At 64.7% G+C, this 25399-nt stretch carries 24 protein-coding genes; 8 read left to right on the forward strand and 16 right to left on the reverse strand.

Annotated elements, in window-relative coordinates:
* Nucleotides 1–17 precede the first annotated feature (17 nt).
* Both LB568_RS01270 and LB568_RS01275 read right to left on the reverse strand, forming a co-directional pair.
* The gene (locus LB568_RS01270; protein ID WP_013891844.1) at nt 18–986 is read right to left on the reverse strand and encodes a cation diffusion facilitator family transporter; all 969 of its coding nucleotides are present in this window, start codon (nt 984–986) and stop codon (nt 18–20) included.
* A gap of 121 nt (nt 987–1107) precedes the next feature.
* Nucleotides 1108–1917, reverse strand: coding sequence for a transglutaminase-like domain-containing protein (locus LB568_RS01275; RefSeq protein ID WP_224728807.1), 810 nt, complete (start codon nt 1915–1917; stop codon nt 1108–1110).
* Between the two features lie 212 nt (nt 1918–2129).
* Between LB568_RS01275 and LB568_RS33425 the strand changes: the two genes are divergently transcribed.
* On the forward strand, nt 2130–2255 hold the full coding sequence (locus LB568_RS33425; RefSeq protein ID WP_013891842.1) for a hypothetical protein: 126 nt from the start codon (nt 2130–2132) through the stop codon (nt 2253–2255).
* A gap of 211 nt (nt 2256–2466) precedes the next feature.
* Nucleotides 2467–2781, forward strand: a complete 315-nt coding sequence (gene sugE, locus LB568_RS01280; RefSeq protein WP_013891841.1) for a quaternary ammonium compound efflux SMR transporter SugE — start codon at nt 2467–2469, stop codon at nt 2779–2781.
* A 170-nt stretch (nt 2782–2951) separates the two neighbouring features.
* On the opposite strand, the gene LB568_RS01285 is transcribed toward sugE, so the two are convergent.
* A complete protein-coding gene (locus tag LB568_RS01285; RefSeq protein WP_013891840.1) occupies nt 2952–3380 on the reverse strand; it encodes a DUF6481 family protein in 429 nt (142 codons plus the stop codon).
* Between the two features lie 316 nt (nt 3381–3696).
* On the opposite strand from LB568_RS01285, the gene LB568_RS01290 reads away from it, so the two are divergent.
* The 4 genes from LB568_RS01290 (at nt 3697) to LB568_RS01305 (ending at nt 7955) form a co-directional block, all read left to right on the forward strand.
* Nucleotides 3697–4758 carry an LLM class flavin-dependent oxidoreductase gene (locus LB568_RS01290; RefSeq protein WP_013891839.1) on the forward strand — a complete coding sequence of 354 codons (1062 nt, stop codon included), beginning with the start codon at nt 3697–3699 and terminating at the stop codon, nt 4756–4758.
* A 123-nt stretch (nt 4759–4881) separates the two neighbouring features.
* On the forward strand, nt 4882–6051 hold the full coding sequence (locus tag LB568_RS01295) for an AI-2E family transporter (RefSeq protein ID WP_224728808.1): 1170 nt from the start codon (nt 4882–4884) through the stop codon (nt 6049–6051).
* Nucleotides 6052–6123: 72 nt separating this feature from the next.
* Nucleotides 6124–6957, forward strand: a complete 834-nt coding sequence (locus LB568_RS01300) for an arylamine N-acetyltransferase family protein (protein ID WP_224728809.1) — start codon at nt 6124–6126, stop codon at nt 6955–6957.
* Nucleotides 6954–7955, forward strand: a complete 1002-nt coding sequence (locus LB568_RS01305; RefSeq protein WP_140575233.1) for an LLM class flavin-dependent oxidoreductase — start codon at nt 6954–6956, stop codon at nt 7953–7955. Before LB568_RS01300 ends, LB568_RS01305 begins: the two co-directional genes overlap by 4 nt.
* 46 nt (nt 7956–8001) lie before the next feature.
* On the opposite strand, the gene LB568_RS01310 is transcribed toward LB568_RS01305, so the two are convergent.
* The 6 genes from LB568_RS01310 to LB568_RS01335 are packed head-to-tail and all read right to left on the reverse strand — an operon-like array spanning nt 8002 to nt 15138.
* Nucleotides 8002–8463, reverse strand: coding sequence for a MarR family winged helix-turn-helix transcriptional regulator (locus LB568_RS01310; protein ID WP_224729475.1), 462 nt, complete (start codon nt 8461–8463; stop codon nt 8002–8004).
* Nucleotides 8460–9044, reverse strand: a complete 585-nt coding sequence (locus tag LB568_RS01315; protein WP_224728810.1) for an amino acid synthesis family protein — start codon at nt 9042–9044, stop codon at nt 8460–8462. Before LB568_RS01315 ends, LB568_RS01310 begins: the two co-directional genes overlap by 4 nt.
* Entirely contained in the window at nt 9037–9921 is an 885-nt protein-coding gene (locus LB568_RS01320; protein ID WP_224728811.1) for a UPF0280 family protein, read from the reverse strand. Before LB568_RS01320 ends, LB568_RS01315 begins: the two co-directional genes overlap by 8 nt.
* Nucleotides 9921–11462, reverse strand: a complete 1542-nt coding sequence (locus LB568_RS01325; protein WP_013891832.1) for a hypothetical protein — start codon at nt 11460–11462, stop codon at nt 9921–9923. The genes LB568_RS01320 and LB568_RS01325 overlap by 1 nt, the downstream gene beginning before the upstream one ends.
* Complete coding sequence (locus LB568_RS01330) at nt 11459–14266, reverse strand: molybdopterin-dependent oxidoreductase (RefSeq protein ID WP_224728812.1); 2808 nt, start codon at nt 14264–14266, stop codon at nt 11459–11461. The genes LB568_RS01325 and LB568_RS01330 overlap by 4 nt, the downstream gene beginning before the upstream one ends.
* Nucleotides 14267–14283: 17 nt before the next feature.
* Nucleotides 14284–15138, reverse strand: a complete 855-nt coding sequence (locus LB568_RS01335) for an FAD binding domain-containing protein (protein ID WP_224728813.1) — start codon at nt 15136–15138, stop codon at nt 14284–14286.
* Nucleotides 15139–15397: 259 nt separating this feature from the next.
* On the opposite strand from LB568_RS01335, the gene pncA reads away from it, so the two are divergent.
* Nucleotides 15398–16012 carry a bifunctional nicotinamidase/pyrazinamidase gene (gene pncA, locus LB568_RS01340; RefSeq protein WP_013891829.1) on the forward strand — a complete coding sequence of 205 codons (615 nt, stop codon included), beginning with the start codon at nt 15398–15400 and terminating at the stop codon, nt 16010–16012.
* A gap of 45 nt (nt 16013–16057) precedes the next feature.
* On the forward strand, nt 16058–17467 hold the full coding sequence (locus LB568_RS01345) for a sodium:proton antiporter (protein ID WP_224729476.1): 1410 nt from the start codon (nt 16058–16060) through the stop codon (nt 17465–17467).
* Here LB568_RS01345 and LB568_RS01350 read toward each other — a convergent pair whose 3' ends face one another.
* The 7 genes from LB568_RS01350 to pncB form a co-directional block, all read right to left on the reverse strand.
* On the reverse strand, nt 17468–18190 hold the full coding sequence (locus tag LB568_RS01350; protein WP_224729477.1) for an ABC transporter ATP-binding protein: 723 nt from the start codon (nt 18188–18190) through the stop codon (nt 17468–17470).
* Nucleotides 18191–18201: 11 nt separating this feature from the next.
* The gene (locus LB568_RS01355) at nt 18202–18927 is read right to left on the reverse strand and encodes an ABC transporter ATP-binding protein (RefSeq protein WP_224728814.1); all 726 of its coding nucleotides are present in this window, start codon (nt 18925–18927) and stop codon (nt 18202–18204) included.
* Nucleotides 18924–19886, reverse strand: coding sequence for a branched-chain amino acid ABC transporter permease (locus tag LB568_RS01360; protein ID WP_224728815.1), 963 nt, complete (start codon nt 19884–19886; stop codon nt 18924–18926). Before LB568_RS01360 ends, LB568_RS01355 begins: the two co-directional genes overlap by 4 nt.
* Nucleotides 19883–20764, reverse strand: a complete 882-nt coding sequence (locus LB568_RS01365) for a branched-chain amino acid ABC transporter permease (RefSeq protein WP_013891824.1) — start codon at nt 20762–20764, stop codon at nt 19883–19885. Before LB568_RS01365 ends, LB568_RS01360 begins: the two co-directional genes overlap by 4 nt.
* A 213-nt stretch (nt 20765–20977) precedes the next feature.
* Nucleotides 20978–22282 (reverse strand): ABC transporter substrate-binding protein, encoded by a 1305-nt coding sequence (locus LB568_RS01370; RefSeq protein ID WP_013891823.1) that lies wholly within the window; start codon nt 22280–22282, stop codon nt 20978–20980.
* A gap of 162 nt (nt 22283–22444) precedes the next feature.
* Complete coding sequence (locus LB568_RS01375; protein ID WP_013891822.1) at nt 22445–23884, reverse strand: hypothetical protein; 1440 nt, start codon at nt 23882–23884, stop codon at nt 22445–22447.
* A 187-nt stretch (nt 23885–24071) separates the two neighbouring features.
* Nucleotides 24072–25376, reverse strand: coding sequence for a nicotinate phosphoribosyltransferase (gene pncB, locus LB568_RS01380; RefSeq protein ID WP_013891821.1), 1305 nt, complete (start codon nt 25374–25376; stop codon nt 24072–24074).
* Nucleotides 25377–25399: the final 23 nt, after the last annotated feature.

Consider the following 25399-nt stretch of genomic DNA (forward strand, 5'->3'; position numbering starts at 1 on the left):
GAGGCAACTTCGCTTTGCTAGTCCAAGGCCGGGTCGGACATGGCACCGATCAGCTTGCGCCGCTGCTCCCAGGTGCCAGTGGTCTGCGGCTTGACGAACAGCCGCGTGATCTCCGGCATCTCTGTATTCAGTCGTTTCTCGATGCGCTCCACGCACGCCTCGATCTCCGGCGCCGCCAGATGATCCTCGAACTCGATGCTCAGGGCGGCGACGATCTCTGCCGGTCCCATATGGACGGTCAGAACGCCGTTCGCCCGCTGTACCGCTGAATCCTGCTGGACGATCGCCAGCACCCTTTTCTGCACCTCGGGTGAAGCCGGCTCGCCGATGAGCAGGCCCTTGCTTTCGCGAGCCAGGAAGACCGCCGTCGCGCCGAGGATGAGGGCGATGCCGATGGAAGCGGCACCGTCGAGTTCCGGCATATCGAGCAATTCCGCCGCCAGGATGCCGGCAAAGGCGACGATCAGGCCGAGCAGGGCGGCGCTGTCCTCGAACAGCACGGTGTAGACGCTCGGGTCCTTGCTCGATTGCACGGCTTGCAGCCAGCCTTCCTGCCTGCCCTTCTGCCGGCGGAACTCCTTCAGCGCCACCAGCCAGGAGCTGCCTTCGAACAGGAAGGACAGGCCAAGGACGATGTAGTTCACCTTGACGTTGGCAACCGGTTCTGGCGCCATAATATGGATGATGCCCTCATAGAACGACACGCCGGCACCCAGAGCGAAGACCAGGAGAGCGACGATGAAGCTCCAGAAATAGAGTTCGCGGCCGTGGCCCAGCGGATGCGTGCGGTCGGCCGGACGCGCGGCACGATGCATGCCATAGAGCAGCAGGCTGCCATTGCCGGTGTCGACCAGCGAGTGCACGCCCTCCGACAGCATCGCCGAACTGCCGGTGAAGAAGGCGGCGGCGAATTTGGTCAGCGCGATGGCGAGATTGCCCGCCAGCGCCGCATAGATAACCGTTTTCGAGCCGCCATGCCCGGCCATGCAATGCTGTCTCCTTCAGGATACCCATCGTAGCTGCCCCGCCGCCGAAGCTCCACAGGCAGCACAACGCACGAACCGTCCCGATCGTTCAGGTCGTTGAAGGCTCCAGGGCTGGAACCTTCTATTCGACGATCTCGTCGGTCCACACCTTGAAGCCGGCAAGCGTGCCCGGTCCGAAAATATGGGTCAGCGGCACGTCCGCCGCGTCGCGGCCGGAGGCGATCAGGATGCGGCCGATGCGCGGCGCATTGTTTCGCGGATCGAAAGCATGCCAGCGACCGCCGAGGTAGACCTCCATCCAGGCGCAGAAATCCATGCTCGCCCAAGGCTTCGGCATGCCGATGTCGCTGATGTAGCCGGTGCAATAGCGCGTCGGGATGTTGAGCGCCCGGCAGAAGGTGACGGCAAGATGCGCGAAGTCGCGGCACACGCCGCTCTGCTCGCGATAGGCTTCGGCGGCGGTGCGCGTCGGCCGTGCATTGCCATAGTTGAAGACGATGTGATTGTGGACGAAATCGCACACCGCCTGCACGCGCGGGATGCCTGGTGGCGTATGGCCGAACAGCCGCCACGCTTCGCTTGCCAAAAGGTCGCTCTCGCAAAACCGGCTGGGCAGCAGGAACAGCAGCGTCTCCGCCGGCAGGTCGCGCACCTCGTGCTGCCAGGCCATCAGCTCGCTCATCTCGAATGTACCGGGATCGCGGATTACCGCATCGGTACCGAAGGTAAAACGCCCGGGCGGCGCGACGAAGCGGTTGCACCAATTGCCGAAACTGTCGCGATAGCTCTCGATCGGCACCGGCGGGTTCGAGGTCAAAAAGTCAGGCCGCTCGAGATCGGAGGCACGGGAGTAGTGGACATTGAGCATCGCGATGAGCGGCGTTTCCTGCGGAAAGTCGAAGCTCATCTCGCAGCCGATGTGGATTCGCATCGTCGTCCTGACCGGCCTGCCTGGCAATCATCCAGCGAAAGCGCGGATCGATGCTGCAGTGCGAAGATGACCATGGCACGGACCGCCATGGTTTACGAGCAAATTAGAAAGCGGTTGAAAGCGGCCAGCCGGCGGCTGCGGCCGACTCAAGGCCCTTGCGGCAAAGCGTTTCTCTTGTTTCACTTGGCTTCCCGCAATTGGAGGAACGAATCATGGCTAAAGGTGCGATGAAGGCAGGCAAGGAAGCCCGCAAACCGAAGAAGGACGCCAAGAAGCCCGCGCCCGCGCCCGCCCTGAAGGCGCCGCCGGTCAAGGCGATGCGCATCAAGGAAAAGTAGGCTTCGGCACATCCCGCTCGGCGGGATTTGACCGGCGGCGTCGGACAATGCCGCCGGCGAGCGTTGATCGGACGTTTGGACGACCTTATATTGCTGGTGCGGGGACGACCCCGCGCCTCCCCCAAAATCCGGTCGGGACGACCCGCCCATCATTTATCGAGCATCTCGGGAGCGGATTCCGTTCCGGCCCGATGCTGGATGGAGCGTTGCGATGTCGTGGATTTTTCTATTTTTTGCCGGCCTTTTCGAAATCGGCTGGGCGATAGGCCTCAAATACACCGATGGATTCACCAGGCTTGTTCCGACGGTGCTGACGGTCGCGTCGATGGTCGTCAGCCTTACCCTGCTCGGCCTGGCGCTGAAGGCGCTGCCCGTCGGCACAGCCTATGCGGTGTGGACCGGCATCGGCACCGTCGGCACGGCATTGCTCGGCATCTGGCTGTTCGGCGAGCCCGCCACGGCGATCAGGCTCGCCTGCATCGCGTTGATCGTCTGCGGCATCATGGGGCTGAAGTTCGCGGCCTGATCGAGTCCAAGCGCTTCCCTCGGCTTGATCCGAGGGAGAGACCTCCTGAGGAAGACAGCCGTTGGGATGTCCTGCCCTAAGGCGCTCTAAAGCGTCGCTTCACGAAAACGCGTTCAGGGCCGCTGCGAGGCGACCCTGATACTGAATTCGAAGCTTGACCGCGAAGGCCGTTAGCGAGCCGAGAAGCCTGGAGGCGTTCTGCCGGTACGCTGCTTGCGTGCCGCATAGCGTGCGTCGCGTTTCGCCTTGCGTTCGGCTTCGTCGGCCAGCAAACGGGCGATGCGCTCGTTCTCTTCGGCTTCCTTGATCTTCGCTTCAGCCTGTGCCGCCTCTTCGGCCGCGACACGCGCCGCTTCGGCCGCTGCCTCGCGCTCGGCCTTCTCGACCGCTTCGCGTGCCAGCTTTTCCTGCTTCAGCCTGGCCTTCTCAGCTTCGCGTATCTCGCGAGCCTCGAGGATTGCCTTGCGTTCGGCCTGTCGCGCCAGCACTGCAGGATCATCCGCCGCCGGCTTTGACTTGAAGCGCTCCAAAAGCGCTTTCTTTGCCTCGTTCGCGGCATTGCGCCGCTCGAAAATGTCTTTTTCCCTGTAGATAGCCAAGTCCACTTCCCTGAAGTCAATTCGCGAGGCTTACATACGCGCGAATAGCGAGAGTTCAAGCGCCAAAACGGTATGCCAGCCATGAAATTCTGTGCTGTTGCCCACGGGAGACGCCTTTCTCATCCAAACCGACATGCACTGTTCACCGTCCGGCTCTCTGGTGGCGAGGCATGTTGGTCGCTACTTCCAGAGCGGTTCACCGTTTCGGTGAACCGCTCTTTCTCTTTTGTTTTGACGCAATTCCGGACGGAAAACCGTTTCACACTTTCCCTGGAATTTGCTTTAGCCGCAAAACCCAACATCAGGATGACATCAGATGGAACTCGGTCTCTACACCTTTGCCGACGTCAGCCCGCAGCCCGGCCCGGGCGCCATCGGCCCGCATGAGCGATTGCGCAACCTGATCGAGGAGGTCGAACTGGCCGATCAGGTCGGTCTCGACGTCTTTGGTCTCGGCGAGCACCACCGGCCCGACTATGCGGCCTCGGCACCGGTCGTGGCGCTAGCGGCGGCCGCCGAGCGCTCCAAGCGCATCAGGCTGACCAGCGCGGTCACCGTCCTCTCCTCCGACGATCCGGTTCGCGTCTTCCAGCAGTTCGCCACGCTCGACCTTCTCTCGGGCGGTCGTGCCGAGATCATGGCTGGACGCGGCTCGTTCATCGAGTCCTTTCCGCTGTTCGGCTACAATCTGGAGGATTATGACGAACTCTTCGCCGAAAAGCTCGATCTGCTGCTTGCCATCCGCGACCAGGTGAAAGTCACCTGGTCCGGCAATCTGCGCGCGCCGATCAACGATCGCGGCGTCTATCCCCGGCCGTTCCAGGACAGGTTGCCGGTCTGGATCGCTATTGGCGGCACGCCACAATCGGCGGCGCGCGCGGGCGCGCTCGGCCTGCCGCTGGCGCTTGCCATCATCGGCGGCGAGCCGGCACGCTTCGCGCCGCTGTTCGACCTCTACCGCGAGGCGGCCAAGCGCGCCGGCAGCGACCCGACGGGTCTCGCCACCAGCATCAACGTGCACGGCTTCATCGCCGGGACGACCGAACAGGCCGCCGATGACTTTTATGGCCCGCAAGCCGAGGTGATGAACCGCATCGGCCGCGAGCGCGGCTGGGGCCCGACATCGCGGGCGCATTTCGACCAGTCGCGCGGCCCGAATGGCGCCCTGTTCGTCGGCAATCCCGAGCAGGTCGCCGAAAAGATCGTCGCCCAGCACAAGATCTTCAACAATGACCGCTTCCTGCTGCAAATGGCGATCGGCACCATGCCGCACGCCAAGATCATGAATGCGATCGAACTCTACGGCACCAGGGTGGCCCCGATCGTGCGCAAGGAAACCGCGAAGTCCGCGCCGGCGCTGGCAACACCCGCCGCCTAAGCGGCGAGCGGGCTCGCCAGCCGCGCCCTCTCGCAAAGCCGGCTCATGGAACCTACAGCCTGAACTTCGCGTTTCCTGCAGGCAATTGCCGGCCGCGGAGAGGCGGACGGTTCGAGGGTGACCATGAAAACCGAACCCGCTGCCTTGGGCGCAGGCGCCGCCGACGAGCCGGATCCGCGCGTTGAGGCGCGTGCCGACACGCATCTGATGCGGTTGCTGCTGGTCGGCATTTTCCTGTTCATGGCCATCTACGCGCTCTACTTCGCACGCGCCTTCTTCATGCCGGTCATCCTGGCTTTTCTGCTCGCCCTGACGCTCACCCCGATCGTGCGGATACTGCGCAAGCGCGGCATTCCCGAAGTGGCCTCTGCGACCCTTCTGGTGCTGCTGTCTATCTGCGTCTTCGCCAGCGCCGGCTACCTGCTCTCCAGCCCGGTCTTCGACCTCATCAACAACTCCTCGTCGATCGGCCAACAGCTTACCGAGCGGCTGGCGCAACTGCGGCGTCCGCTGGAAAAGATCATGCAGATTTCGCATCAGATCGAACAGCTGACCGAGACCTCGCAGGAGCCCGGCATCCAAAAAGTCGCGGTGGCGCAGTCCGGCATCCTGTCGGCGGCCGCCAGCAACATCCTGTCGGCGGGAACAAGCCTCACTATCATCTTCGTGCTGTCGCTGTTCCTGCTTGCCTCGGGGACGATGTTCTATGAGAAGATCATCCAGTCCTTCGCCAGCCTCAGCGAGAAGAAGCGGGCGCTGCGCGTAGTCTATGACGTCGAGCGCGAAATCTCGCACTATCTGCTTACCGTCACCATCATCAATGCCGGCCTCGGTACGGTCATCGGCCTTGGCCTGTGGGCGCTCGGCGTGCCCAACCCGCTGGTCTGGGGCGTGGCCGCCGCCCTGTTCAACTTCCTGCCCTATGTCGGGGCGCTCTTGACCATCGTGCTGGTCGCGGTGATTGCGCTGATCAGCTTCGACACCATTTCCTACGCGCTGTTGGCACCCGCCTTCGTGCTTTTGTGCGACGTCGTCGAAGGCCAGTTCGTGACGCCGATGGTGGTTGGTCGGCGCCTCGAGATCAACGCCGTGGCGATCTTCATCGCCATCGCCTTCTGGTCGTGGCTGTGGGGTTTCGTCGGCGCCCTGATGGCGGTGCCGTTGCTGGTCGTCATCAAGGTGTTCTGCGACCATTTCGACGGGCTCAGCCATGTCGGCAATTTTCTCGCCGCGCAGCACACCGCCGTGGTGGAAGAGGAACCAGCCGAGGAGAACGGCAAGGCTTCGGCGTGACCGGCTGGCCGTGTTTGCGGCGCCGGGATCGAATGCCTATATCCGGCCGATCAATGCCCGGTGCCCTTCCCGATGAGCGATGCTCCCTTCGACCTCGACGCCTATTTCGCCCGCATCGGCTATGCCGGTTCCAGGGATGCTTCGCTGGATACGCTGAAGACGCTTCATTTCCTGCATCCGCAGGCAATCCCCTTCGAGAACGTCGACCCGTTTCTCGGCCGCCCGGTCAGGCTCGACCTTGCCGCGCTGCAGGACAAGATCGTCGCTGACGGGCGCGGCGGTTATTGCTTCGAGCACAACCTTCTTTTCATGCATGTGCTGAAAGCGCTTGGCTTCGAGGTCGGCGGCCTCGCCGCGCGCGTGCTTTGGGGCCAGGCAGAAGATGCCATCACGGCGCGCAGCCACATGCTGCTGCGCGTCGAACTCGAAGGCCGGACCTACATCGCCGATGTCGGCTTCGGCGGCCTGACCCTGACCGCTCCGCTGCTGCTGGAACCCGGCACGGAACAGAAAACCCCGCACGAGACCTTCCGCATCGTCGCGGCTGACGATCATTTCCGCCTGCAGGCCGCCATCGGCGGCGGTTGGCGCTCGCTTTACCGCTTCGACCTGCAGCCGCAATACGAGGTCGACTATTCCATCGCCAGCTACTTCCTGTCGACCAACCCGATGTCGCATTTCCTCACCTCCGTCCTTGCGGCGCGCGCCGCGCCCGATCGGCGTTACGCGTTGCGCGGCAATCGCCTGTCGATCCACCACATCGGCGGCCGCACCGAGCAGAAGGACATAGCCAATGCCGCCGAACTCGCCGACACGCTGGAAGGCCAGTTCGGCATCATCATCCCAGACCGTGCCGGCTTCGAGGCCAGGGTGCGCGAGAAGAAGATCGTGGAGACCAACGCATGACCGAATTGTCCGTTCTCGACCTGTCGCCGATCGTCGAAGGCAGCGATGCCTCGCAGTCGCTGGCCAATTCGCTCGATCTCGCCCGCCATGCCGAGCGGTTGGGCTACAAGCGCTACTGGCTGGCCGAGCATCACAACATGCCGGGCATCGCTAGCGCGGCGACGGCCGTGGTCATCGCCCATGTCGCCGGCGGCACCAGGACCATTCGCGTCGGCGCCGGCGGCATCATGCTGCCCAACCATGCGCCGCTGGTGATTGCCGAGCAGTTCGGCACGCTGGCCGCCCTGTTTCCCGGCCGCATCGATCTCGGCCTCGGCCGCGCGCCCGGCACCGACATGAACACCGCGCGCGCCTTGCGCCGCAACCTCGAAGCCGGCGTCGACAATTTCCCGCAGGATGTCGTCGAGCTGATGGGCTATTTCCTGCCGGCCGAGGAGGGCCAGCGCCTGCGCGCCGTGCCCGGCGAAGGCCAGACCGTGCCGATCTGGATCCTCGGCTCCAGCCTCTATGGCGCGCAGCTCGCCGCCATGCTCGGCCTGCCCTATGCCTTCGCCTCGCATTTCGCGCCGGCCGAGCTCGACCACGCGCTGGACATCTACCGTTCGCGCTTCCAGCCGTCGGAACAGCTCGACAAGCCGCATGTCATGCTCGGCCTCAATGTCTTTGCCGCACCCACCGATGCCGAGGCGCGATTGCTGTTCACCTCGCTGCAGCAGGCCTTCGTCAACCTGCGCACCGGCCGCCCCGGCAGATTGCCGCCGCCGGTCGAGAATTATGATCGCGATCTCGACCCGATGGCCAGGACCATGCTGGGCCAGGCGCTGTCCTGCGCCGTCGTCGGCTCTCCCGAAACGGTTCGCCAGGGCATCGATGCCTTCGTGCGCCGCACCGGCGCCGACGAACTGATGGTCACCGCGCAGATATCGGATCATGCCGCCCGGGTGCGATCGTTCGAGATTTTGGCGGAGGCCCACAAATCGCTGTCGCAGGCGGCCTGAGGCGGCATGGCACGGGATCGTCCGAAAGAAACGGGACAGCGCAGCCTTACGCCAGCTTGGCCAGCAGCCTCATGAAGGTGGCGGCCTCCTTGGCCGACAGTGGCGTCAGCGTTTCCGCGGTGATTTCGCGCGCCAGCGGGATCAGGCGTTCGATCGCTTCGCGCCCTTCGGCGGTCAGGTTGACCAGCAGCCGCCTTTTGTCGACCTCATGCTTGGAAAGCTCGACAAGGCCGCGCGCCTTCAGCCGGTCGATGACGCCCTTCACCGTCGCCGCATCCATGGCGATCAGCGTGCCGAGCTGGTTCTGCGAGGTTTCGCCGACATCGCGCAGTTTGGCGAGGGCGGCGAATTGCGGCGGCGTCAGGTCGCCGATATGCGCGGCGAAGATCGAGACATGGCGCTGGTGCGCCTTGCGCAGTATGAAGCCGACCTGCTCCTGCAGGAGGTAATCCTGATCGTCCGGCCCCTCGACCTCGACCAGCTTGAGCAGATTGTCCTCGCCGCTCACCGCAAGCCGTCCCATGCCTTGATGTCGTCGGCCGCCAACCCGCCCATGCGATTGTGGATGCGCGGACCGCAGGTCATGGCCAGGCAGAAGAGGATCTCGTCGGGGCGCGGGCCGTCGCTGATGCCGACCTCCATGGCGTCGAAATGGCTGCGCACATAGGCTGCGTTGATGTGGCCGAGCGGCACGTCGAGCTTCGAGCCGAAAGCGCCGACCTTCTTGGCCGACGGCACGATCGCCTTGGCGTCGCCGAGCCGCTCGCGCATGGCATAGCCGCCCGGCACATGCCAGAGCGCGCCATGCTCGAGCTCGCCCGCTATGCCAACAATGGCGCCCTTGCCGTAGCCGTCGATCTGTTTGACGTCGCCACCGAGTGCCGCGATCAGCCGGTCGGCGAGCAGCAGGCCGAGCGGTTTCAGATCGTCCATGGCGCTCTGCAGCTCCTCGGCATAGCGCCCGGCGAACGGATTTCTCACCAGCGCCATGGCGGCTGCGCGCCGGCGCGGCACCTTGGCCGCCGGTCCACCCTCGTGAAAGATCTCCTCGTTCAGGACAGCGATCTTGCGGATCGGAAACTCAGGCATGCGCAACTTCCTCCCTCGAATTTTTGTTGGGCGCCGCAAGCGCAACGGAGCCACTGATGCGGGCCTCACCGCCTAGAAACAGCGCCGATCCGGCAATCAGGCCGCGCCGGCGAAAATCTTCGGCGACAGCAAGGCCGTTGTCCAGCGCCCGCGCCACTTCGCCAGGCGCAAGCGTGCCGACGCTTTGTGTCACCAGCCGCGGGCCGAGATCGCTGTCGGGGGACAATTCGCTTGCGGGAATGCGCTTGATGGCTGGATTGCCGGGCAGGTCCACCGCGTTGGCGATGAGTGTCGCCGCCGCGTCGGCCTCGGCGCCTGTCCGCGCGAGCACGGTGACGGCGTCGGCAATGCCGAGCGAGAAGGAGCGGCCGCGCCAGCCGCTGGTTGCAACGCCACGCACGCCATCCTGCGCGCGGATCATGATCCGGTCGGCCATGTCGTGGCCCGTGCCGGCGATCGCCAGGTTCATCGAAAGGCCGTTGCCGATATGGAGTGCGCTGTCGCCGCCATTGTTGACATAGGCGCGGTCGAGCTTGCGACCGGTAAGCAGCGCGGTGAGCATTTCGTCGGCTACCGACCCGGCAACGGCGGCCATCGGCGTGATGAAGCATTCCGCCAACGGGATGACGGCCGCCTCCATGCGACGCGCCGTCGGGCCGTCAAATGCGCGCGGCGCCAGGAAGAATGCCGGCAGCCGCAATTCGGGAAGCTCCTTGACCAACTCGATCAGGATCGTCTGGAAGCGCGCGACGGCTTGTTCGTAGGCGTCACGGCACTCATCCGCCTCGCCAAAGGCTTCGACGATCAGGTCGATCGGCCCGTGGCTGAGGTGCAGCCGCTTGCCGTCCTGCAGCCAATGGACCTGCGGGCCTTGCATCATCCGGCCCCGTTCGCGGGCACACGGTGCAATTGCGCCAGCGGCGGCCACGGATTGCCGCCCGGCGCACCGGTGCCGCGGCGCGCATTGAGGTATTCGCCGCCCTTGGCAACGATGTCGTGGACACTGCGGATTTCGGCCTCGTAGCCGCCCAGCCTGATGTAGTCGTCGCGGCGCAAGGTGAATTCGATCGGCGCCACCAGCGCCGGCGTCGGCACATAGCCGAAGGCGCCTTCGGGCACCCGCGTGACATCGACCATCAGCGTGATGCCGCCTCCCGGCCAGACATAGACCGGCGCGCCGCCGACCGTGACATAGGTCTTCAGGCCTTGCACGGAGCGTGTGAGATTGACCGGGTTTTCTGTGACGCCGGCGCGCAGCGAGCCGCCGGCGCCGCCGATGAACAGCACGGTGCACAAAGCCGGCTCGCAATTGTCCTCGATCAGACCGACCGACTTCTGCAGCCGCTCCGGAAATGGCTTTTCGACCGGCTTCAATTCGTCATCGAGCTCGTAATAGGCGAACTGTTCGCCGGTGGTCGAAACCATCAGCAGCGACAGGCCGGGCCGCGCGCCCTTCTTGGCGTTCCATTCGCCAAGGATCGACAGCGGATCGGAAATCGAGGTGCCGCCCCAGCCGAGGCCGGGTTCGGAGACCTTGAAATAGCGGCCCGGCGTCGAACGCCGGCCGATGATCTTGATGCCCGTATCCTGCCAGCCCAGCACCTTGCCGGCCTGATGCTCGGAGACGACGCCGGTGATGTGGTCGTCGACCACCACCACCTCATCGACCAGCCCGCGCCATTGGGTGGCGAACATGCCGATGGTCGCCGAACCGCAGCCGACGCGCATGCGATGCTCCTGCTTGCCGTCGATGACAGGCGGTTTGCCGGCTTCGACGACAATGGTGGCGCCGCCGTCAATGCCGAGTTCCACCGGCTTGCGGTTGCACAGGTCGAGCAGCGCATCGCAGGTGGCGCGGCCCTCCGCCTTCGAACCGCCGGTCAAATGATGCACGCCGCCCAGCGACAGCATCTGCGAGCCATATTCGCCGGTCGTGACATGGCCGATCGCCTCGCCTTGCGAGCGCACGACAGCCGTTTCGGGCCCGATATGACGGTCGGTGTCGATCTTCACCTTCACGCCGCAGTAGGAGAAAATGCCTTCGGTGACCACGGTCACCAGATCGACGCCCTCGACCTCCTGGCTGACGATGAACGGGGCCGGCTTGTAGTCGGGATAGGTGGTGCCGGCGCCAATTGCCGTGACGAAGCGGCGGCCGGTGTTGACCAGCTCGCCATCCCACGCTTCGCCCTCGGCGACGAAAGGCACCATCGTGGCGCCGGTCTCCGCCGCGTGGTCGAGGATGGTCAGCGGGTCCATGCGCACGATACGGCCGCCGACATTGCCGTAGCGGTCGCAGGCGCCGGTGCGGCCGTCGGCGATGTAGCACATCACCGGGCAGGCATCGCAGCGGATCTTCTCTGCCACCAGCTTCTCGCCGGGATCATGGGTCTCGAAGCGCTCGGCAAGCTCGCTCATGGGCGTGCCTCCTTTTCGCGGATGCCATCTTTTTCGCGGATGCCCGCGCGGATACGCGTCGGCGTCGCCGGGACCTTGGTGACCAGGACGCCGGTGGCGTGGCGGATGGCGTTGAGGATCGCCGGCGCCGTCGGGATCAGCACATGCTCGCCCAGGCCCTTGGCGCCGAACGGCCCTTCGGGATCGGGAACTTCGACCAGTATGGTCTCGATAGGCGGCACGTCGCCAATGGTCGGGATCAGATAGTCGTGCAGGTTTTCGGTGCGGCCCGGAATGTATTCTTCCATCAGCGCCATGCCGATCCCTTGCGCGATACCACCTTCGATCTGGCCCTCGACCAGCAGCGGGTTGATCGCCTTGCCGACATCGTGCGCGGCGGTGATCTTGATCAGCTTCACGGTGCCTAGCTTGAGATCGACTTCCAACTCGGCGATCTGCGCCCCATAGCCGTAGACGGCATAGGGCTTGCCCTGGCCCTTGGCATCGAGCGGCAGCGTCGGCGGATCATAAGTCTCCTCGGCGCGGAAGACCAAACCGTCGGCATTCGCGTCGAGCGAGGCGAGATCGATGCGGCGTGTGGCCTCGCCCTCGCCGATGACGATTGCCGAGCCATCGAGCTGCATGGAGGCTTTTTCGGAAACATTGGCAAAACGCAGGATCTTTTCGCGCAAGGCCCGCCCCGCCTTCTCGGCCGCCTTGCCGGTGACGAAAGTCTGGCGCGACGCCGAGGTCTTGCCGGCGTCCGGGCTGATCGCCGTATCGGCGCTCTTCAGCCGGAATTTGTCCAGTGGCAGGCCAAGCGCATCGGCGCAGATCTGGGCGATGACGGTGTTGGAACCCTGGCCGATATCGACGGCGCCCTGGTGCAAGATGACTTCGCCCGATGGCGAGATGCCGACCCGGATGGTCGACGGATTGGGCAATGACGTGTTGCCGCAGCCATACCAGCACGAAGCCACGCCAACACCGCGTTTTCTGTCCACGCTGGCGCTGTTGAAGGCATCCGCGTCCGCCGTCGCACGTGCCCAATGCGGACGGAGCGACTCCAGGCACTCGGCAATGCCGACGCCCGACTCCAGCCTCTGTCCTGTAACCGTTTCGGAGCCGTTCCGGAGGCAGTTTTTCAAGCGAAAATCGAGCCGGTCGATACCGAGCTTGCCGGCCAGCTCGTCATAGAGCGTCTCCTGCATGATGGTCGCCTGCGGCACGCCGAAGCCGCGGAAAGCACCGGAAATCGGTCCATGCGTATGCACGGCTCGGCCCTCGGCGCGGTAGTTCGGCGTCGCATAGGGGCCGGAGGCATGCACCGGCACGCGGTTGGCCACCGTCGGTCCCCAGCTTGCATAGGCGCCGGTGTTGAAATCCCCATCGAAGATCATGCCCGTGACATGGCCGTTGGCATCGGCGCCGATGGTCGCCTTCATCTGCGCGGGATGACGCTTGGTGGTCGAAATCATCGATTCGTTGCGTGTGTAAGCCAGCGCCGCCGGTCGGCCGGTCTTCAGCGCCACCAGGCCGATCAGCGGCTGCAGCGAGACGTCGAGCTTCGACCCGAAGCCGCCGCCGGTCGCCGTCGGCACGATCCGCACCTTGTCGACGGCAAGGCCGAGCACCTTCGCCGTCTCGTCGCGGTCCATATATGGCGCCTGGGTGCAGGCGACGACGACCAGCGTGTCGCCCTCCGTATAGGCATGGCCGGCCTCCGGCTCGATATAGGCGTGCTCGACATAGGAGGTGTCGATCGCGCCGGAAACCGTGACGGCGGCATTGGCAAGCGCTGCCTCGGGATCGCCGCGTTCGACGAAGCCCTTGGTCAATAGGTTGGCCGGGCGCGCCTGATGGATCAGCGCAGCACCGTCGGCCTGCGCCTCGCCAGGCTGCAGAAAATGCGGCAATTCGGTCCAGCGGACTGGAAAATCCGACAAATCGAGATCGAGCATCGCCTCGCGCTCGCCGGCGACCAGCGCCACCGCCTCGCCGCGGAGCCGCGTAAACCCTTCGGCCAGCGCCGGCTGGTCGGCGAACGGGCCGATAACGCCGAAACAGTTCTTTCCCGGAATATCCGCCGCCGTGAACACGCCGACGATGCCGGGATGCGCCTTTGCCCAACTGTCGAGATCGCCGAAGGCAAAACTGGCGTGATAATGCGGCGAGCGGACCACCAGCACGGCAAGCGCATCGGCGGGGAAGGCATCGCCACCGAATTTCTCAGCCCCGGTGACTTTCGGCACGCCATCGAGCCGGATGGGGGAGGAGCCAATCGCTTGGCCGACTTGAGGCAAGCGGAAATCGAGGCTTGCTGTCTGCAAGGAGGCATCCATCACCGCCGCGATGATCTTCCGGTAGCCGGTGCAGCGGCACAGAATGCCGCCGAGCGCGTCCTGCACCTCGATCTCGGTCGGGCTCGTCTTCTTCTCCAGCAGCGCCATCGCCGCGACCAGCAGGGCGGGCGTGCAGATGCCGCATTGCGCGGCGCCGTGGGCGAGGAAAGAGGCCTGCAACGCCGACAGCCGGCCATTGGCGAGGCCTTCGACCGTTGTCACCGATGCGCCGGCGGCGGAGGCCGCCGGCATCAGGCAGGCGCAGACGGGATCGCCGTCGACCAGCACCGTGCAGGCGCCGCAGTCGCCGGCGTCGCAGCCGACCTTGGTGCCGGTCAGCTGCAATTCGTCGCGCAAAACCTGCGACAGCCGGCGCAGCGGCGGCACGTTGACCGAGACGGCGACGCCGTTGACCGCGAAGGCGATGTCGGCACGTTCGAGGCCAAGCGGAACGCCACCCAGATCGGGCAGAGCTTCACTCATTTCAGGCAGAACCTGGCTCATGCCGCCACCATGTGGTCGTTCATCGGTCCGGCGGCCGTCAGCACGGCGCGGGCAACGATCTCGCGCGCCGCATCGAGCCGGTACTCGGCGCTGCCGCGCACATCGGCGATCGGCGACAGCTCGGCCATCGGCGCGGATTGGACCGCATCGGCGAGCCCGCCATCCGCTGCCAGCCCACGCAACGCCCCCTCGACACCGGCGAGCCGCTTGGCGACGGCCGAACACGAGCCGACGGCTATCGCTGCGTCCGTGACCGTTCCGCCCTCAACGACCAGGCGCGCCGCAACCATGGCGATGGAAATGACGAGGTAACGCCGTGCGCCGAGCTTAACGAAGGCGGACGTGCCCGCAGGCTTCGGCATGCGGATGGCCGTGACCATTTCGCCAGGCTGCAGGGCTATGCGGCGGTTGCCGAGAATGAAATCCGGCAAGGGCAGATGGCGCGTCGCTGCCGCCGAGCGCAGCTCGACCTCGGCATCGAGGATAAGCAGGCCCGGCACGCCGTCGGCGGCCGGCGAGGCGTTGCAGAGATTACCGGCGACCGAGGCGACGTTCTGGATCTGCGCCGAACCGACCTCGCGCGCTGCCTGTTTCAGTGCATCGAAGGCTGGCGGCAAGGGATGGCGGATGATGTCGGTCCATGTCGTGCGCGCGCCGATAACAAAGTGGCCATCGGTCTCGGCGATGCCGCGCAGCGTCGTCAGGCCATTGATATCGAGGACATTGTCGCGGAACGGCTTGCTGCCCTGTGCCGGATAGAAATCCGTGCCGCCGGCCAGAATGCGCCAGGCGCCCTCGCCAAGCAAAGCGAGCGCCTCGTCGACCGTGGTGGGTTTCGCGTAACGGATCACGCTTTGCCTTCCCGAAAAGAGGCCTTCCAGAGCTGGTACTTCGAAAGATCCTTCCAGCGCAGGGGCCGGGAAATTCATTCGTATGCAAATGATATCAAGCCGGCAGGAATTGTCAAAGCCGGAGTTTGCGGCAGCTCCGCCTCCACGCATTTGTTATGCTTCCAGAGGTTGACGCAGGCTGCCATCTGGTCAAGTTTCTGCGTCCGGTCGCGTCAGCGGCATTTTCCACTGGAGCCTGCATACGGAAGAGGAAAGCCCCATGGCCGACGAAGCGCTTGTTGTCATCGACCTGCAGAACGACTTTTGCCCCGGCGGCGCGCTGGCGGTCGCCGGCGGCGACGAGATCGTGCCGCTGGTCAACGATATGATCCGCCATGCCGACCATGTCGTGCTGACGCAGGACTGGCATCCCGCCGGTCATTCGAGCTTTGCCTCCAGCCATCCGGGCGCGCAGCCTTTCACCATGATCGAGATGCCCTACGGCCAGCAGACCTTGTGGCCGGACCATTGCATCCAGGGCAGCCTCGGCTCGGATTTTCACTCCGGCCTCGCCTGGACCAAGGCCGAGCTCGTCATCCGCAAGGGGTTCCGCCCCGCCATCGACAGCTACTCGGCCTTCTTCGAGAACGATCATGCGACGCCGACCGGCCTCGCCGGCTATCTCAGGGAACGCGGCATCGACACGCTGACCCTGGTCGGGCTGGCGACCGATTTCTGCGTCGGCTTTTCGGCGCTCGACGCTGTCAGCCATGGCTTCAAGACCACGGTCCGGCTCGACGCCTGCCGCGGCATCGATCTCAACGGATCGCTTGATGCCATGCTGCAGCGCATGCGCGACGCCGGCGTGACGCTTGAAGACCAGTTGTCGGACTGAACGGTGGGGCAGCGGGGGGGCTTTTTGCGGATCACCATAGGCAAGATGGCAGGTGCGGCGATCGCTGTCGCGCTCCTGTTTCCAGGCGTGGCTTTCGCGGCAGAAGAACACGGCCTGCCCGGCGCCGCGATGTCGCTGTGGTGGGCGCTGCCGTTCGCCGGGCTGCTGCTGTCGATCGCCACCGGTCCGCTGCTGTTCCACCATGCATGGGAGCATCACTACGGCAAGATCACAGCCCTATGGGCGGCGCTGGTGATCGTGCCGTTGGCGTTGGCCTTCGGCATCCCCTCGGCGACCGAAGCGGTGCTGCATGCGCTGCTCACCGAATACATGTCGTTCATCATCCTTCTGTTCGCGCTCTACACCATTTCGGGCGGCATCCTGCTTGCCGGCAACATTCACGGCACGCCGCTGGTCAATGCCGGACTGCTGCTTGCCGGCGCGATCCTGGCTTCGGTGATAGGCACCACCGGCGCCTCGATGATCCTGATCCGGCCGATCCTGCGCGCCAACGACAACAGGCCGTTCAACGCCCATGTCGTCATCTTCTTCATTTTCCTGGTTTCCAACATCGGCGGCTCGCTGACGCCGCTCGGCGACCCGCCTCTGTTCGTCGGCTTCCTGCGCGGTGTCGATTTCTTCTGGACCACCGCCAATCTCTACCGGGAGACGCTTTTCGTCGGTCTCGTCGTGCTGGCGGTGTTCCTAGTTATCGACATCACCCTGCACAGGCGCGAGGCCGGCGCGCCCAAGATCAAGGATCCGACGCCGGATACGAAGGTGCGCCTGCGCGGCCTGGCCAACCTTCCGCTGCTGGCCGGCGTCATCGCTGCGATCCTTTTGTCGGCGGCCTGGAAGCCAGGCGTCAGCTTCTCCGTGTTCGGCGTCGGTCTCGAGTTGCAGAACCTGGTGCGCGACGCCATCATCCTGGCGCTGGCCCTGCTGTCGCTCCCCCTCTCCTACAAAAGCCACCGCGAAGCGAACGGCTTCAACTGGGGGCCGATCGCGGAGGTGGCGAAATTGTTTGCCGGCATCTTCATCTGCATCGTGCCGGTCATCGCCATCCTCAGGGCAAGCCATGAGGGGGCCTTGGCGCCGCTGGTGTCGCTGGTCAGTTCTCCTTCAGGCCAGCCCAACGACCTCGCCTATTTCTGGCTGACCGGAGCGCTGTCGTCCTTCCTCGACAATGCGCCGACCTATCTGGTGTTCTTCGAACTCGCCGGCGGCGACCCCCAGCATCTGATGACGGAGTTCGCCTCGACGCTTGCCGCGATCTCGGCGGGCGCCGTGTTCATGGGCGCCAACACCTATATCGGCAACGCGCCCAACTTCATGGTCTATGCCATTGCCCGGCATCGCGGCGTCAGGATGCCGGGCTTTTTCGGCTACATGGCGTGGTCCGGCCTGGTGCTGATCCCGACGTTTCTGGTCGCGGGCTTTCTGTTCTTCGGCTGATCAACCGACGCCCACGTAGCGCCTGACCGCCGAAGGGTCGGCGCGCAGGTCCTCGACATCGACCGTCTCGCGGTTGCGCCCGTTCTCGATGAACGAGACCCGATCGGCGACCGACAGCACCGCGTCGACCCGTTGCTCGACAAGGATGGTCGAGACGCCCATGTCGCGCAGCTTGGCCACCGTCTCGCGGATCTTGGCGATCATCGACGGCATCAGCCCTTCGGTCGGCTCGTCGAGCAAAAGCACCTGCGGTTCGAGGCAAAGCGCGCGCGCCATGGCCAGCATCTGCTGTTCGCCGCCCGACAGGGTGCCCGAGCGCTGCCGCAGCCGCTGGCGCAGCAATGGAAAAAGATCGAGGACATTTTCCCGCACGTCCTTGCCCTTGCCGCGCGCCATCAGCCCGATCTCGATGTTTTCGGCCACCGTCATCTCGGCGAACAGCCGCCGTCCCTGCGGCACATAGGCGACGCCGGCCTTCGGCACCTCATGCGCCGGCAGGCCGGTCAATTCCTGGCCACCGAGCTTGATCGAGCCGGCGCCGGCTGGCACAAGGCCCATGATCGCCTTCAGCGTCGTCGTCTTGCCGGCGCCGTTGCGGCCGAACAGGCACAACACCTCGCCCTTGTTCAGCACGACGTCGAGACCGTAGAGCACCTGGACCTCGCCGTAGAAACAGTCCAGTCCCGAGATCCGCAACGCTTCCGTCTTGCCCGTCTGCGTCATCTTTGTTCTGATCATGGGGCCGTCCCCAGATAGGCTTCCTGCACCGCCGCGTTTTCGCGGATCGCCTCGGGGGTACCCTCGGCCAGGATCTTGCCGGCATTGAAGACGGTGATGCGGACCGCCAGCTGCATGACGACCGGCATGTTGTGCTCGATCAGGAGCACGGTGGCGCCGTTGGCTATGTCGCGCACAAGCGCGATAAAATTGTCGATCTCGCTGTCGGCCAGCCCCTGCGTCGGCTCGTCAAGGATCAGCAGGCGTGGTTTCAGCGCCAGGCCCATCGCTACTTCCAGCAGGCGCTGGTGGCCGTAGGACAATTGCCCGGCCGGCATGTGGGCGCGGTCGGCCAGCCCGGTGCGTTCCAGCGCCGACATGACGCCGGCACGCACGGCACCCTTCGAGCGGCCGTCGCTCAGCGTGCGCTGCACCGGCAGGGCGACATTGTCGTAGGCGGTGAGGTTGGCAAACACGCTGGTGATCTGGAACGTGTAGGCGATGCCCTGGCGGACCCGGACATAGGCCGGCAGGCCGGTGATGTCGGCGCCATCGAAGACGATCGCTCCCGAAGTGGGCTGGATGCGGCCGCTGACCAGGCTGACGAAGGTGGTTTTCCCAGCTCCGTTGGGGCCGATCACGGCGCGGATTTCGCCCGGCATCAACGTGAAATCGACACCGTCGACCGCACGCAGACCGCCAAAACTGCGCGACAGGCCTTTCGTCGTCAGAAGCGGCGTCATGGCAGCCATCCGAGCCAGCGCTGGCGGATGCTGCCCAGAATGCCCTTCGGGAAGAACAGCACCAGCAGGATCAGCGCGATGCCGACGATCAGCAGATAGGCCGAGGTGTAGCCGCTGGTGATGTCGATGACGTAGTACATGAACAGCGTGCCGATCAGCGGTCCAAGCGTCGTGGCGGCGCCGCCGAGCAGCACCCACAGCAGCGGCAGGATCGAATACTGTACCGAGGCGAAGCTCGAGCCGATATAGCCGAACAGCAGCGCGTAGGCGGCGCCCGACGCCGCACAGATCGCGCCGGAGACGACGACGGCGGCAAGCTTGTTGGAGAAGGTGTCGTAGCCCAGCATCTTCGTCCGCTCCTCGTTCTCGCGGATGGCGACCAGCACGCGGCCATGGCGGGATCCGACGATGGCCAGCGTGATCATGAGCACAAGCGAGAACAGCGTCAGCGCACTCATGTAGCGCACCGTCGGATTGGTGAGGTCGAGCGAGGTCGCACCGAGATCGAGCACGCGTGCCGGCTGCGGCACGACCTGGCCCTGGTCGCCCCCGGTCCACACGGCGAAGTAGAGGATGAGCAGATAAAACACCTGCGCGAACATCATGGTGACGATCATGAAGGCGACGCCGGTGGTGCGCAGCGCCAGGAGGCCGATCGCCAGCGCCAGCACGGCGCCGCAGGCAATTCCGGCGGCGAAGGCCAGCGGCACGTTCCAGCCGAGCTGGATGACGGCCAGGCCGGCGCCATAGAGACCGGCGCTGAAGAACATCGCATGGCCGAGGCTGAGCAGGCCGACATAGCCGAACAGCAAATTGTAGCCCATGGCGAACACCGCCAGCACCAGGATGCGGGCGAGCAGGCCGTGATAGTAGTCGGGCAGCACGAAGCTCAGCATGAACAGAAGTGCGATGACGCCGAGGTGGAGCGCGTAGGCTTTTGCCGGCGAAGCTTCACTCATCGCGAGGCCGTCCCGAACAAGCCCTGCGGCCGGAACACCAGCACCATGGCGACCAGAAGCGTGGCGATGATCTTGGCCAGCGTCGGCGAGAAGAACATCGAGATGATGCCGTCCGACATGCCGATCAGCACGGCGGCGACGACCGTGCCGCGCAACGAGCCGAGGCCGCCGATGATGACGACGATGAAGGACAACAGCAGCGGATCCTGTCCCATCAGGTAATGCGCCTGGCTGATCGGCACGATCAACACCGCGGCGATGGCCGCCAGCATGGCGCCGAGCGCGAAGACGCCGCCATAGACGCGGCCGACAGGAATGCCGAAGGCTTGCGCCGTCTCGCTGTCATACTGCGTGGCGCGCATGACGAGGCCGGCCTTGGTGCGCGTCAGCACCAGCCAGGTCGCGATCAGCAAGAGCGCGGAAGCAGCGACGACAGACAGCTTGTAGCCTGAATAGCCAAACCACGGCAAAAGGATGCGGTGGTTGAAGGGCGGCTCCACCGGCCGCGCCTCCGGACCGTAGAAGGTCAGTGCCAGCTGCTGGATGATGTAGAGCATGCCGATGGTGGCAACGATCGTGGCTTCCGGATTGTAGTTGAGCCGGCGCAGCACCAGCCGCTCGGCGATGAGCGCAATGGCACCGACGATCAGCGGCGCGATCACCAGTGCCGCCAGGAAGCCAAGCGCCGGATGGCTGCCGACCGCTGTCGAGATCGCCCAGGCGAGCACCGCGCCGAGCATGAAGAACTCGCCATGCGCGACATTGACGACACGCATGACGCCGAACACCAGCGACAGCCCAAGCGCGGTCAGCGCCAGCACGGCGGAGGTGACGAGGCCTTCGAGGGCGGCGAGGAGGAGATGAGGTCCGAAGTGCATCGGCTAGACACCAGCGGATGCGCGAGGCACCCCCCTCTGCCCTGCCGGGCATCTCCCCCGCAAGGGGGGAGATTGGATGTCGTCGATGGTTTCGCCAATTATCAAGGCCGGCAGATAGGCGCCGCCGCATAAGCTGCCGATCTCCCCCCTTGCGGGGGAGATGTCCGGCAGGACAGAGGGGGGTGCCTTGGCACTCACGCTGGCTAAAGCAGCCTACAGCGCCTGCGTCGTATAATCCCCCTCGGCCTCGTAAAGCCCGTCCTCGATCTTGGTCTTGTGGACGACCTTCAGCTTGCCGCCCTCGACCTTGGAGATGTTCTGGATGCCGAAACACTGGTGGATCTTGCCGTTGAAGGTTTTCGGCCCCTGCGGGTGCTCCGGGCCTTCGGCGAAGGCGGTCAGCGCCTCGGTTGCCTCGACCAGCTTGGCGCGGTCCTCCGGTCCCTTGTAGCCGGCGTCTTCCATCGCCTTCTTGACGACATAGAGCGTTTCCCAGCAGCCGAACATGTGCGCGGCGGTGGAGACGTCCTTGGGGTCGCCGACGGCCGCCCCATTGTCGTCGATGCCGACAGCGGCGCGATAGGCCTTCTGCGCTTCGCTGTCATCGGGCTGCGCGTAGCGTGGCGACCCTTCCCAGAAATGGCTGCCGTCGAGGAATTCCAGGCCGGGGCTGTTGATGTCGGTGGCCTCGAGCGAATCGATGAAGCCGAACAGCTGCGGCCGGTTGGAGCCGTAGAATTCGCCGAGTTCCTTGACGAAGGTGAGCACCGCCGGGCCGACCATGACGTGGTAGATCACTTCGGTCTCGGCCGGGATCTGCGGGAAATATTTGGTGAAGGACGATTCCGTCGGCGGGATGGCGATCTGCGCGATGACCTCGGCGCCTTGCGCCTTCAGCGCCGGCGGCAGGTAGTCGCGATGATCGTAGCCGAAGGCGAAATCGGGGAATATCTGCGTCACCTTCTTGCCGGCATTGGCCGCGATCCAAGGCGCCATCGACTGGATCTGGCTCTTCACGTCGGTGATGCCGGGCTGGAAGACATAGCGGTTGAGCTTGGTCGAGGCGACGTGGTGGCCTTCGCTGACCACGAAATAGGGCATCTTGTTTTCGCCGGCGGCGGGCGCCGAGCCGATGACGACATGCGAGAACAGCGTGCCGAAGACGATGTCGGTCTTGTGCTGGGTGGCGAATTTGCCGACCACTTCCGCACCACGGCCGGGATCGGTGCCGTCATCCTCGATGATCACCTCGACCTGGCGGCCGTTGATGCCGCCGGCGGCGTTGATCGCCTTGATAGCGGCGGCCGTGGTCTTCTCGTACCAGCGGCCATAGGCGGCACCGATGCCGGTGCGGTGCGACTGGAAGCCGATCTTGATCGGCGCAGAGCTCTGCGCCTGGGAGTAGCGGACGAAGCCGGGAGCGAGCGTCAAGCCGGCGCCGGCGGCGAGGCCCTTCAGCGCCGTGCGGCGAGAGAGCGTGGTTTTGGAGAGATCGAAAAACCCATTCTTGTCAGTCACGGCAGTTCCCCTGTTTTTTGAGTTTTGACCAATGGCTGTAGCGCGGCGGGCCGCCCTATCGGAGGGCCGAAATTGCATGTGTACAAACTAAATCACCAAAGTCGGGACACGGCAATGCTGGTTCCCTAGGCGAATCCCGGTTTATTTTCCAGTGCAGACGGCTCATCCAACTGTCGGCGTGGCAAGCAGCCAGAGGCCGAAGACGGTGTAGGCGATCATCAGCAGCGTGAGCGGAAACTGGCTGAGCGCGGCGCGGCCAGGCTGCGGATGCAGGCGCCAGGCAAGCCCGTGGGCGACGAGGACGGCGAGCACATGGCCAAGGATGATGGCGCCGGCCTGGATGTTCCACAGCCACCAGGCCGAGCCGGCTCCGGCAACGATGCCGGCCTCGATCTGCATGTCGGCTGTGCCGAACAGGTTCCAGCCCAGTGCGAACGGGTCGGACAGGGAGGCCAACGTATACTGGCCGTCGACCAGCAGCGCCGTCAGGTAGTGTGCGACATGATAGGCGAGCGCGATCGGCACGATCGACCAGACCAGCAGTCCCGCGGCGTGACGAAGAGGCTGATCGCTGCCGGCAACGCGTTGGCCGAGCCAGACGGCAAACAGGAAAACCACCGCCAGCAGCAGGAATGTCAGGACGAGCCCGAAAGTGCCGCTGCCGATCACTGCGGTGCGGCCCGGGAATTCGAGCGGATTGATGCCGAACAGGCCGAGCCAGAAGAAGGTTTTCGACAGGCCGTCGAAGGACACTGACGACAGCGCAAGCAGCAAGAAGGCGATGCCGCTGGGCGGCAACGGCTCGGCGGCGAGCAGCTTGGCGCCCGGCCAGCAGAGCGCAAGCCGGCCGGCGTCGTTGCGCTCGACGGGCGCGAAACGCGCCACCATCGAGAAGAAGACCGTCAGGAATTCTCCGCCGCGGCTCCAGCCGCGATAGCCGAATGCCAGCATGGCCAGGAAGGTGAGCAGCCAATAGACACCGGCGGCAACGGCAAGCCGTGCGGGATCGTCGGGAGCCGGATCGATGAGTTCGAACCAGGCAAAGGCGAAAAACAGGATGACGGCTGGCCAGCAGCCGAGCCATCGGGGAAGCAGCAGTATCCCTTCATCGCCCGCGCGCAAGAGACGTGAGATCAGACGCCAGGGCCCGTACCAGGGATTGAGCCATGACCAGAGGTCGCCGAAGACGCCCTGCAGCAGCGTGAGGCCGGCCCACATCAGCGTCCAGATCAGCAGCGGCAGCGGATTGGAGAGCGGGTCGCGGCTGCCGAACAGGCCAGCGGCAATGAGAATTGCAAAGCCGGCAAAGGATGTCAGGCTGACGGCGGTGCGCGCGCCGTCGCTGACGGTGAAGAATTGCAAGCGCCGACGCCAGAATTTGTCGAGAGCCACGGGCGGCAGCAGGGCCAGCACGAGGAAGCTGACGGCCACTGCGAAAGCGCCGCCGGCGAGATAATAGCCGGTCGGCAAGAGCAGGACGTGGCCGCGGTCGGAGGCGTGGGCGAAGGCTTGGGTGGGGAGGAGGGCCAGCAGCGCCGCAGATAATAACGCCAACAGCAGATAGTAGCGCTCTACGGCGCCCCCCTCTGTCCTCCCGGACATCTCCCCCTCAAGGGAAGAGATCGGCTGAACGGTCTGTTGGCGCCATTCTTCAAGCGTTGGAGATTGGCGAAAGCAGAGACCAAGTCCAATCTCCCCCCTTGAGGGGGAGATGTCCGGCAGGACAGAGGGGGGCGCCAAGGAACCCGGCCTATCCAAGATTGCGATCTTGGCTGGCGTAGCCACCCCTTCACACCTTGACCAGCTGCTCCACGCGATCCTTCTCGCCAAAAATCCTGATATAGCGCTCGATCTCTTTCTCGTCGCCGGTCGCCTTGGCCGGGTTGTCGGAAAGCTTCACCGCGGGCCTGCCATTGGCCTCGGTGACCTTGCAGACCAGCGATATGGCGTCCAGCCTGTTGGTTTCGATCGGTGCGCAGTCCTCGAAATCATTGGTCAGGTTGGTGCCCCAGCCGAAGGACATGCGCACCTTGCCCTTGAAGTGGCGGTAGGTCTCCTCGATGGTCTCGACCTCGAGCCCGTCGGAGAAGATCAAAAGCTTCTGCTTGGGATCCTTGCCCTTCTCGCGCCACCAGGACAGGATCTTCTCGCCGCCCTCGATCGGCGGCGCGCTGTCGGGGCGGAAGCCGGTCCAGTCTGCGACCCAGTCCGGCGCATCGCGCAGGAACGAGGCGGTGCCGAAGGCATCGGGCAGCACGATCAGCAAATTGCCGCCATAGTAGCGCTGCCAGTCCTGCAGCACCTTGTAGGGCGACACTCTCAGCTCTTTTTCCGAGTTGGCAAGGGCGGCAAACACCATAGGCAGCTCATGCGCGTTGGTGCCGAGCGCCTCGAGATCGTTGTCCATGGCGAGCAGCACGTTGGAGGTACCGGTGAAGGCCTCGCCGATGCCTTCCTTCAACGCTTCGACGCACCAGCGCTGCCACAGGAAGGAATGCCGCCGGCGCGTGCCGAAGTCGGAAATGCGGATGCCGGGCAGCGCCTTCAGCCGCTCGGTCTTGGCCCACATCTTGGCCTTGGCGCGGGCATAGAGCACATCGAGCGCGAAGGGGCCGAAGGCCCGCATGGCGGCGCGAGACCGAAGCTCGTTGATGATGGCGAGCGCCGGGATCTCCCACAGCGTGGTGTACATCCATGGCCCGCTGAAGGTCAGCTCATACTGGCCATCACGCTTCGACAGCTCGTAGTCGGGCAGCCGGAAACCTTCCAGCCAGGCAAGGAACTCCGGCTCGAAGATCTGCTTGCGGCCGTAGAAAGTGTTGCCGCCGAGCCAGATCATCTCCTTCTTGGAGAAGCGCAAGGTACGGGCATGGTCGAGCTGTTCGCGCAGCTCGCCTTCGTCGATCTCGTCGGCGAGCCGCACCGAAGTCGTACGATTGATCAGCGAGAAGGTAGTGTCGACCTTGGGGTACATGCCCCAGATCATCTGCAGCATCAAAAGCTTGTAGAAATCCGTGTCGAGCAGGCTGCGCACGATCGGATCGAGCTTCCAGGTGTGGTTGTAGACGCGCCGCGCTATATCGGTTTTTGCCATGCTCGCTGCCGCCTTCGCTGCCT

It is taken from the genome of Mesorhizobium sp. B263B2A (assembly GCF_020165775.1).
Taxonomy (GTDB): Bacteria; Pseudomonadota; Alphaproteobacteria; order Rhizobiales; family Rhizobiaceae; genus Mesorhizobium; species Mesorhizobium opportunistum.

What these genes read in the sequence shown, in the direction of transcription:
- LB568_RS01270 (WP_013891844.1), bottom strand. Translation starts at nt 986, where the DNA reads ATGGCCGGGCATGGCGGCTCGAAAACGGTTATCTATGCGGCGCTGGCG.
- LB568_RS01275 (WP_224728807.1), bottom strand. Translation starts at nt 1,917, where the DNA reads ATGCGAATCCACATCGGCTGCGAGATGAGCTTCGACTTTCCGCAGGAA.
- LB568_RS33425 (WP_013891842.1), top strand. Translation starts at nt 2,130, where the DNA reads ATGGCTAAAGGTGCGATGAAGGCAGGCAAGGAAGCCCGCAAACCGAAG.
- sugE (WP_013891841.1), top strand. Translation starts at nt 2,467, where the DNA reads ATGTCGTGGATTTTTCTATTTTTTGCCGGCCTTTTCGAAATCGGCTGG.
- LB568_RS01290 (WP_013891839.1), top strand. Translation starts at nt 3,697, where the DNA reads ATGGAACTCGGTCTCTACACCTTTGCCGACGTCAGCCCGCAGCCCGGC.
- LB568_RS01295 (WP_224728808.1), top strand. Translation starts at nt 4,882, where the DNA reads ATGAAAACCGAACCCGCTGCCTTGGGCGCAGGCGCCGCCGACGAGCCG.
- LB568_RS01300 (WP_224728809.1), top strand. Translation starts at nt 6,124, where the DNA reads ATGAGCGATGCTCCCTTCGACCTCGACGCCTATTTCGCCCGCATCGGC.
- LB568_RS01305 (WP_140575233.1), top strand. Translation starts at nt 6,954, where the DNA reads ATGACCGAATTGTCCGTTCTCGACCTGTCGCCGATCGTCGAAGGCAGC.
- LB568_RS01315 (WP_224728810.1), bottom strand. Translation starts at nt 9,044, where the DNA reads ATGCCTGAGTTTCCGATCCGCAAGATCGCTGTCCTGAACGAGGAGATC.
- LB568_RS01320 (WP_224728811.1), bottom strand. Translation starts at nt 9,921, where the DNA reads ATGCAAGGCCCGCAGGTCCATTGGCTGCAGGACGGCAAGCGGCTGCAC.
- LB568_RS01325 (WP_013891832.1), bottom strand. Translation starts at nt 11,462, where the DNA reads ATGAGCGAGCTTGCCGAGCGCTTCGAGACCCATGATCCCGGCGAGAAG.
- LB568_RS01330 (WP_224728812.1), bottom strand. Translation starts at nt 14,266, where the DNA reads ATGAGTGAAGCTCTGCCCGATCTGGGTGGCGTTCCGCTTGGCCTCGAA.
- pncA (WP_013891829.1), top strand. Translation starts at nt 15,398, where the DNA reads ATGGCCGACGAAGCGCTTGTTGTCATCGACCTGCAGAACGACTTTTGC.
- LB568_RS01345 (WP_224729476.1), top strand. Translation starts at nt 16,058, where the DNA reads ATGGCAGGTGCGGCGATCGCTGTCGCGCTCCTGTTTCCAGGCGTGGCT.
- LB568_RS01350 (WP_224729477.1), bottom strand. Translation starts at nt 18,190, where the DNA reads ATGACGCAGACGGGCAAGACGGAAGCGTTGCGGATCTCGGGACTGGAC.
- LB568_RS01355 (WP_224728814.1), bottom strand. Translation starts at nt 18,927, where the DNA reads ATGACGCCGCTTCTGACGACGAAAGGCCTGTCGCGCAGTTTTGGCGGT.
- LB568_RS01360 (WP_224728815.1), bottom strand. Translation starts at nt 19,886, where the DNA reads ATGAGTGAAGCTTCGCCGGCAAAAGCCTACGCGCTCCACCTCGGCGTC.
- LB568_RS01365 (WP_013891824.1), bottom strand. Translation starts at nt 20,764, where the DNA reads ATGCACTTCGGACCTCATCTCCTCCTCGCCGCCCTCGAAGGCCTCGTC.
- LB568_RS01375 (WP_013891822.1), bottom strand. Translation starts at nt 23,884, where the DNA reads ATGTCCGGGAGGACAGAGGGGGGCGCCGTAGAGCGCTACTATCTGCTG.
- pncB (WP_013891821.1), bottom strand. Translation starts at nt 25,376, where the DNA reads ATGGCAAAAACCGATATAGCGCGGCGCGTCTACAACCACACCTGGAAG.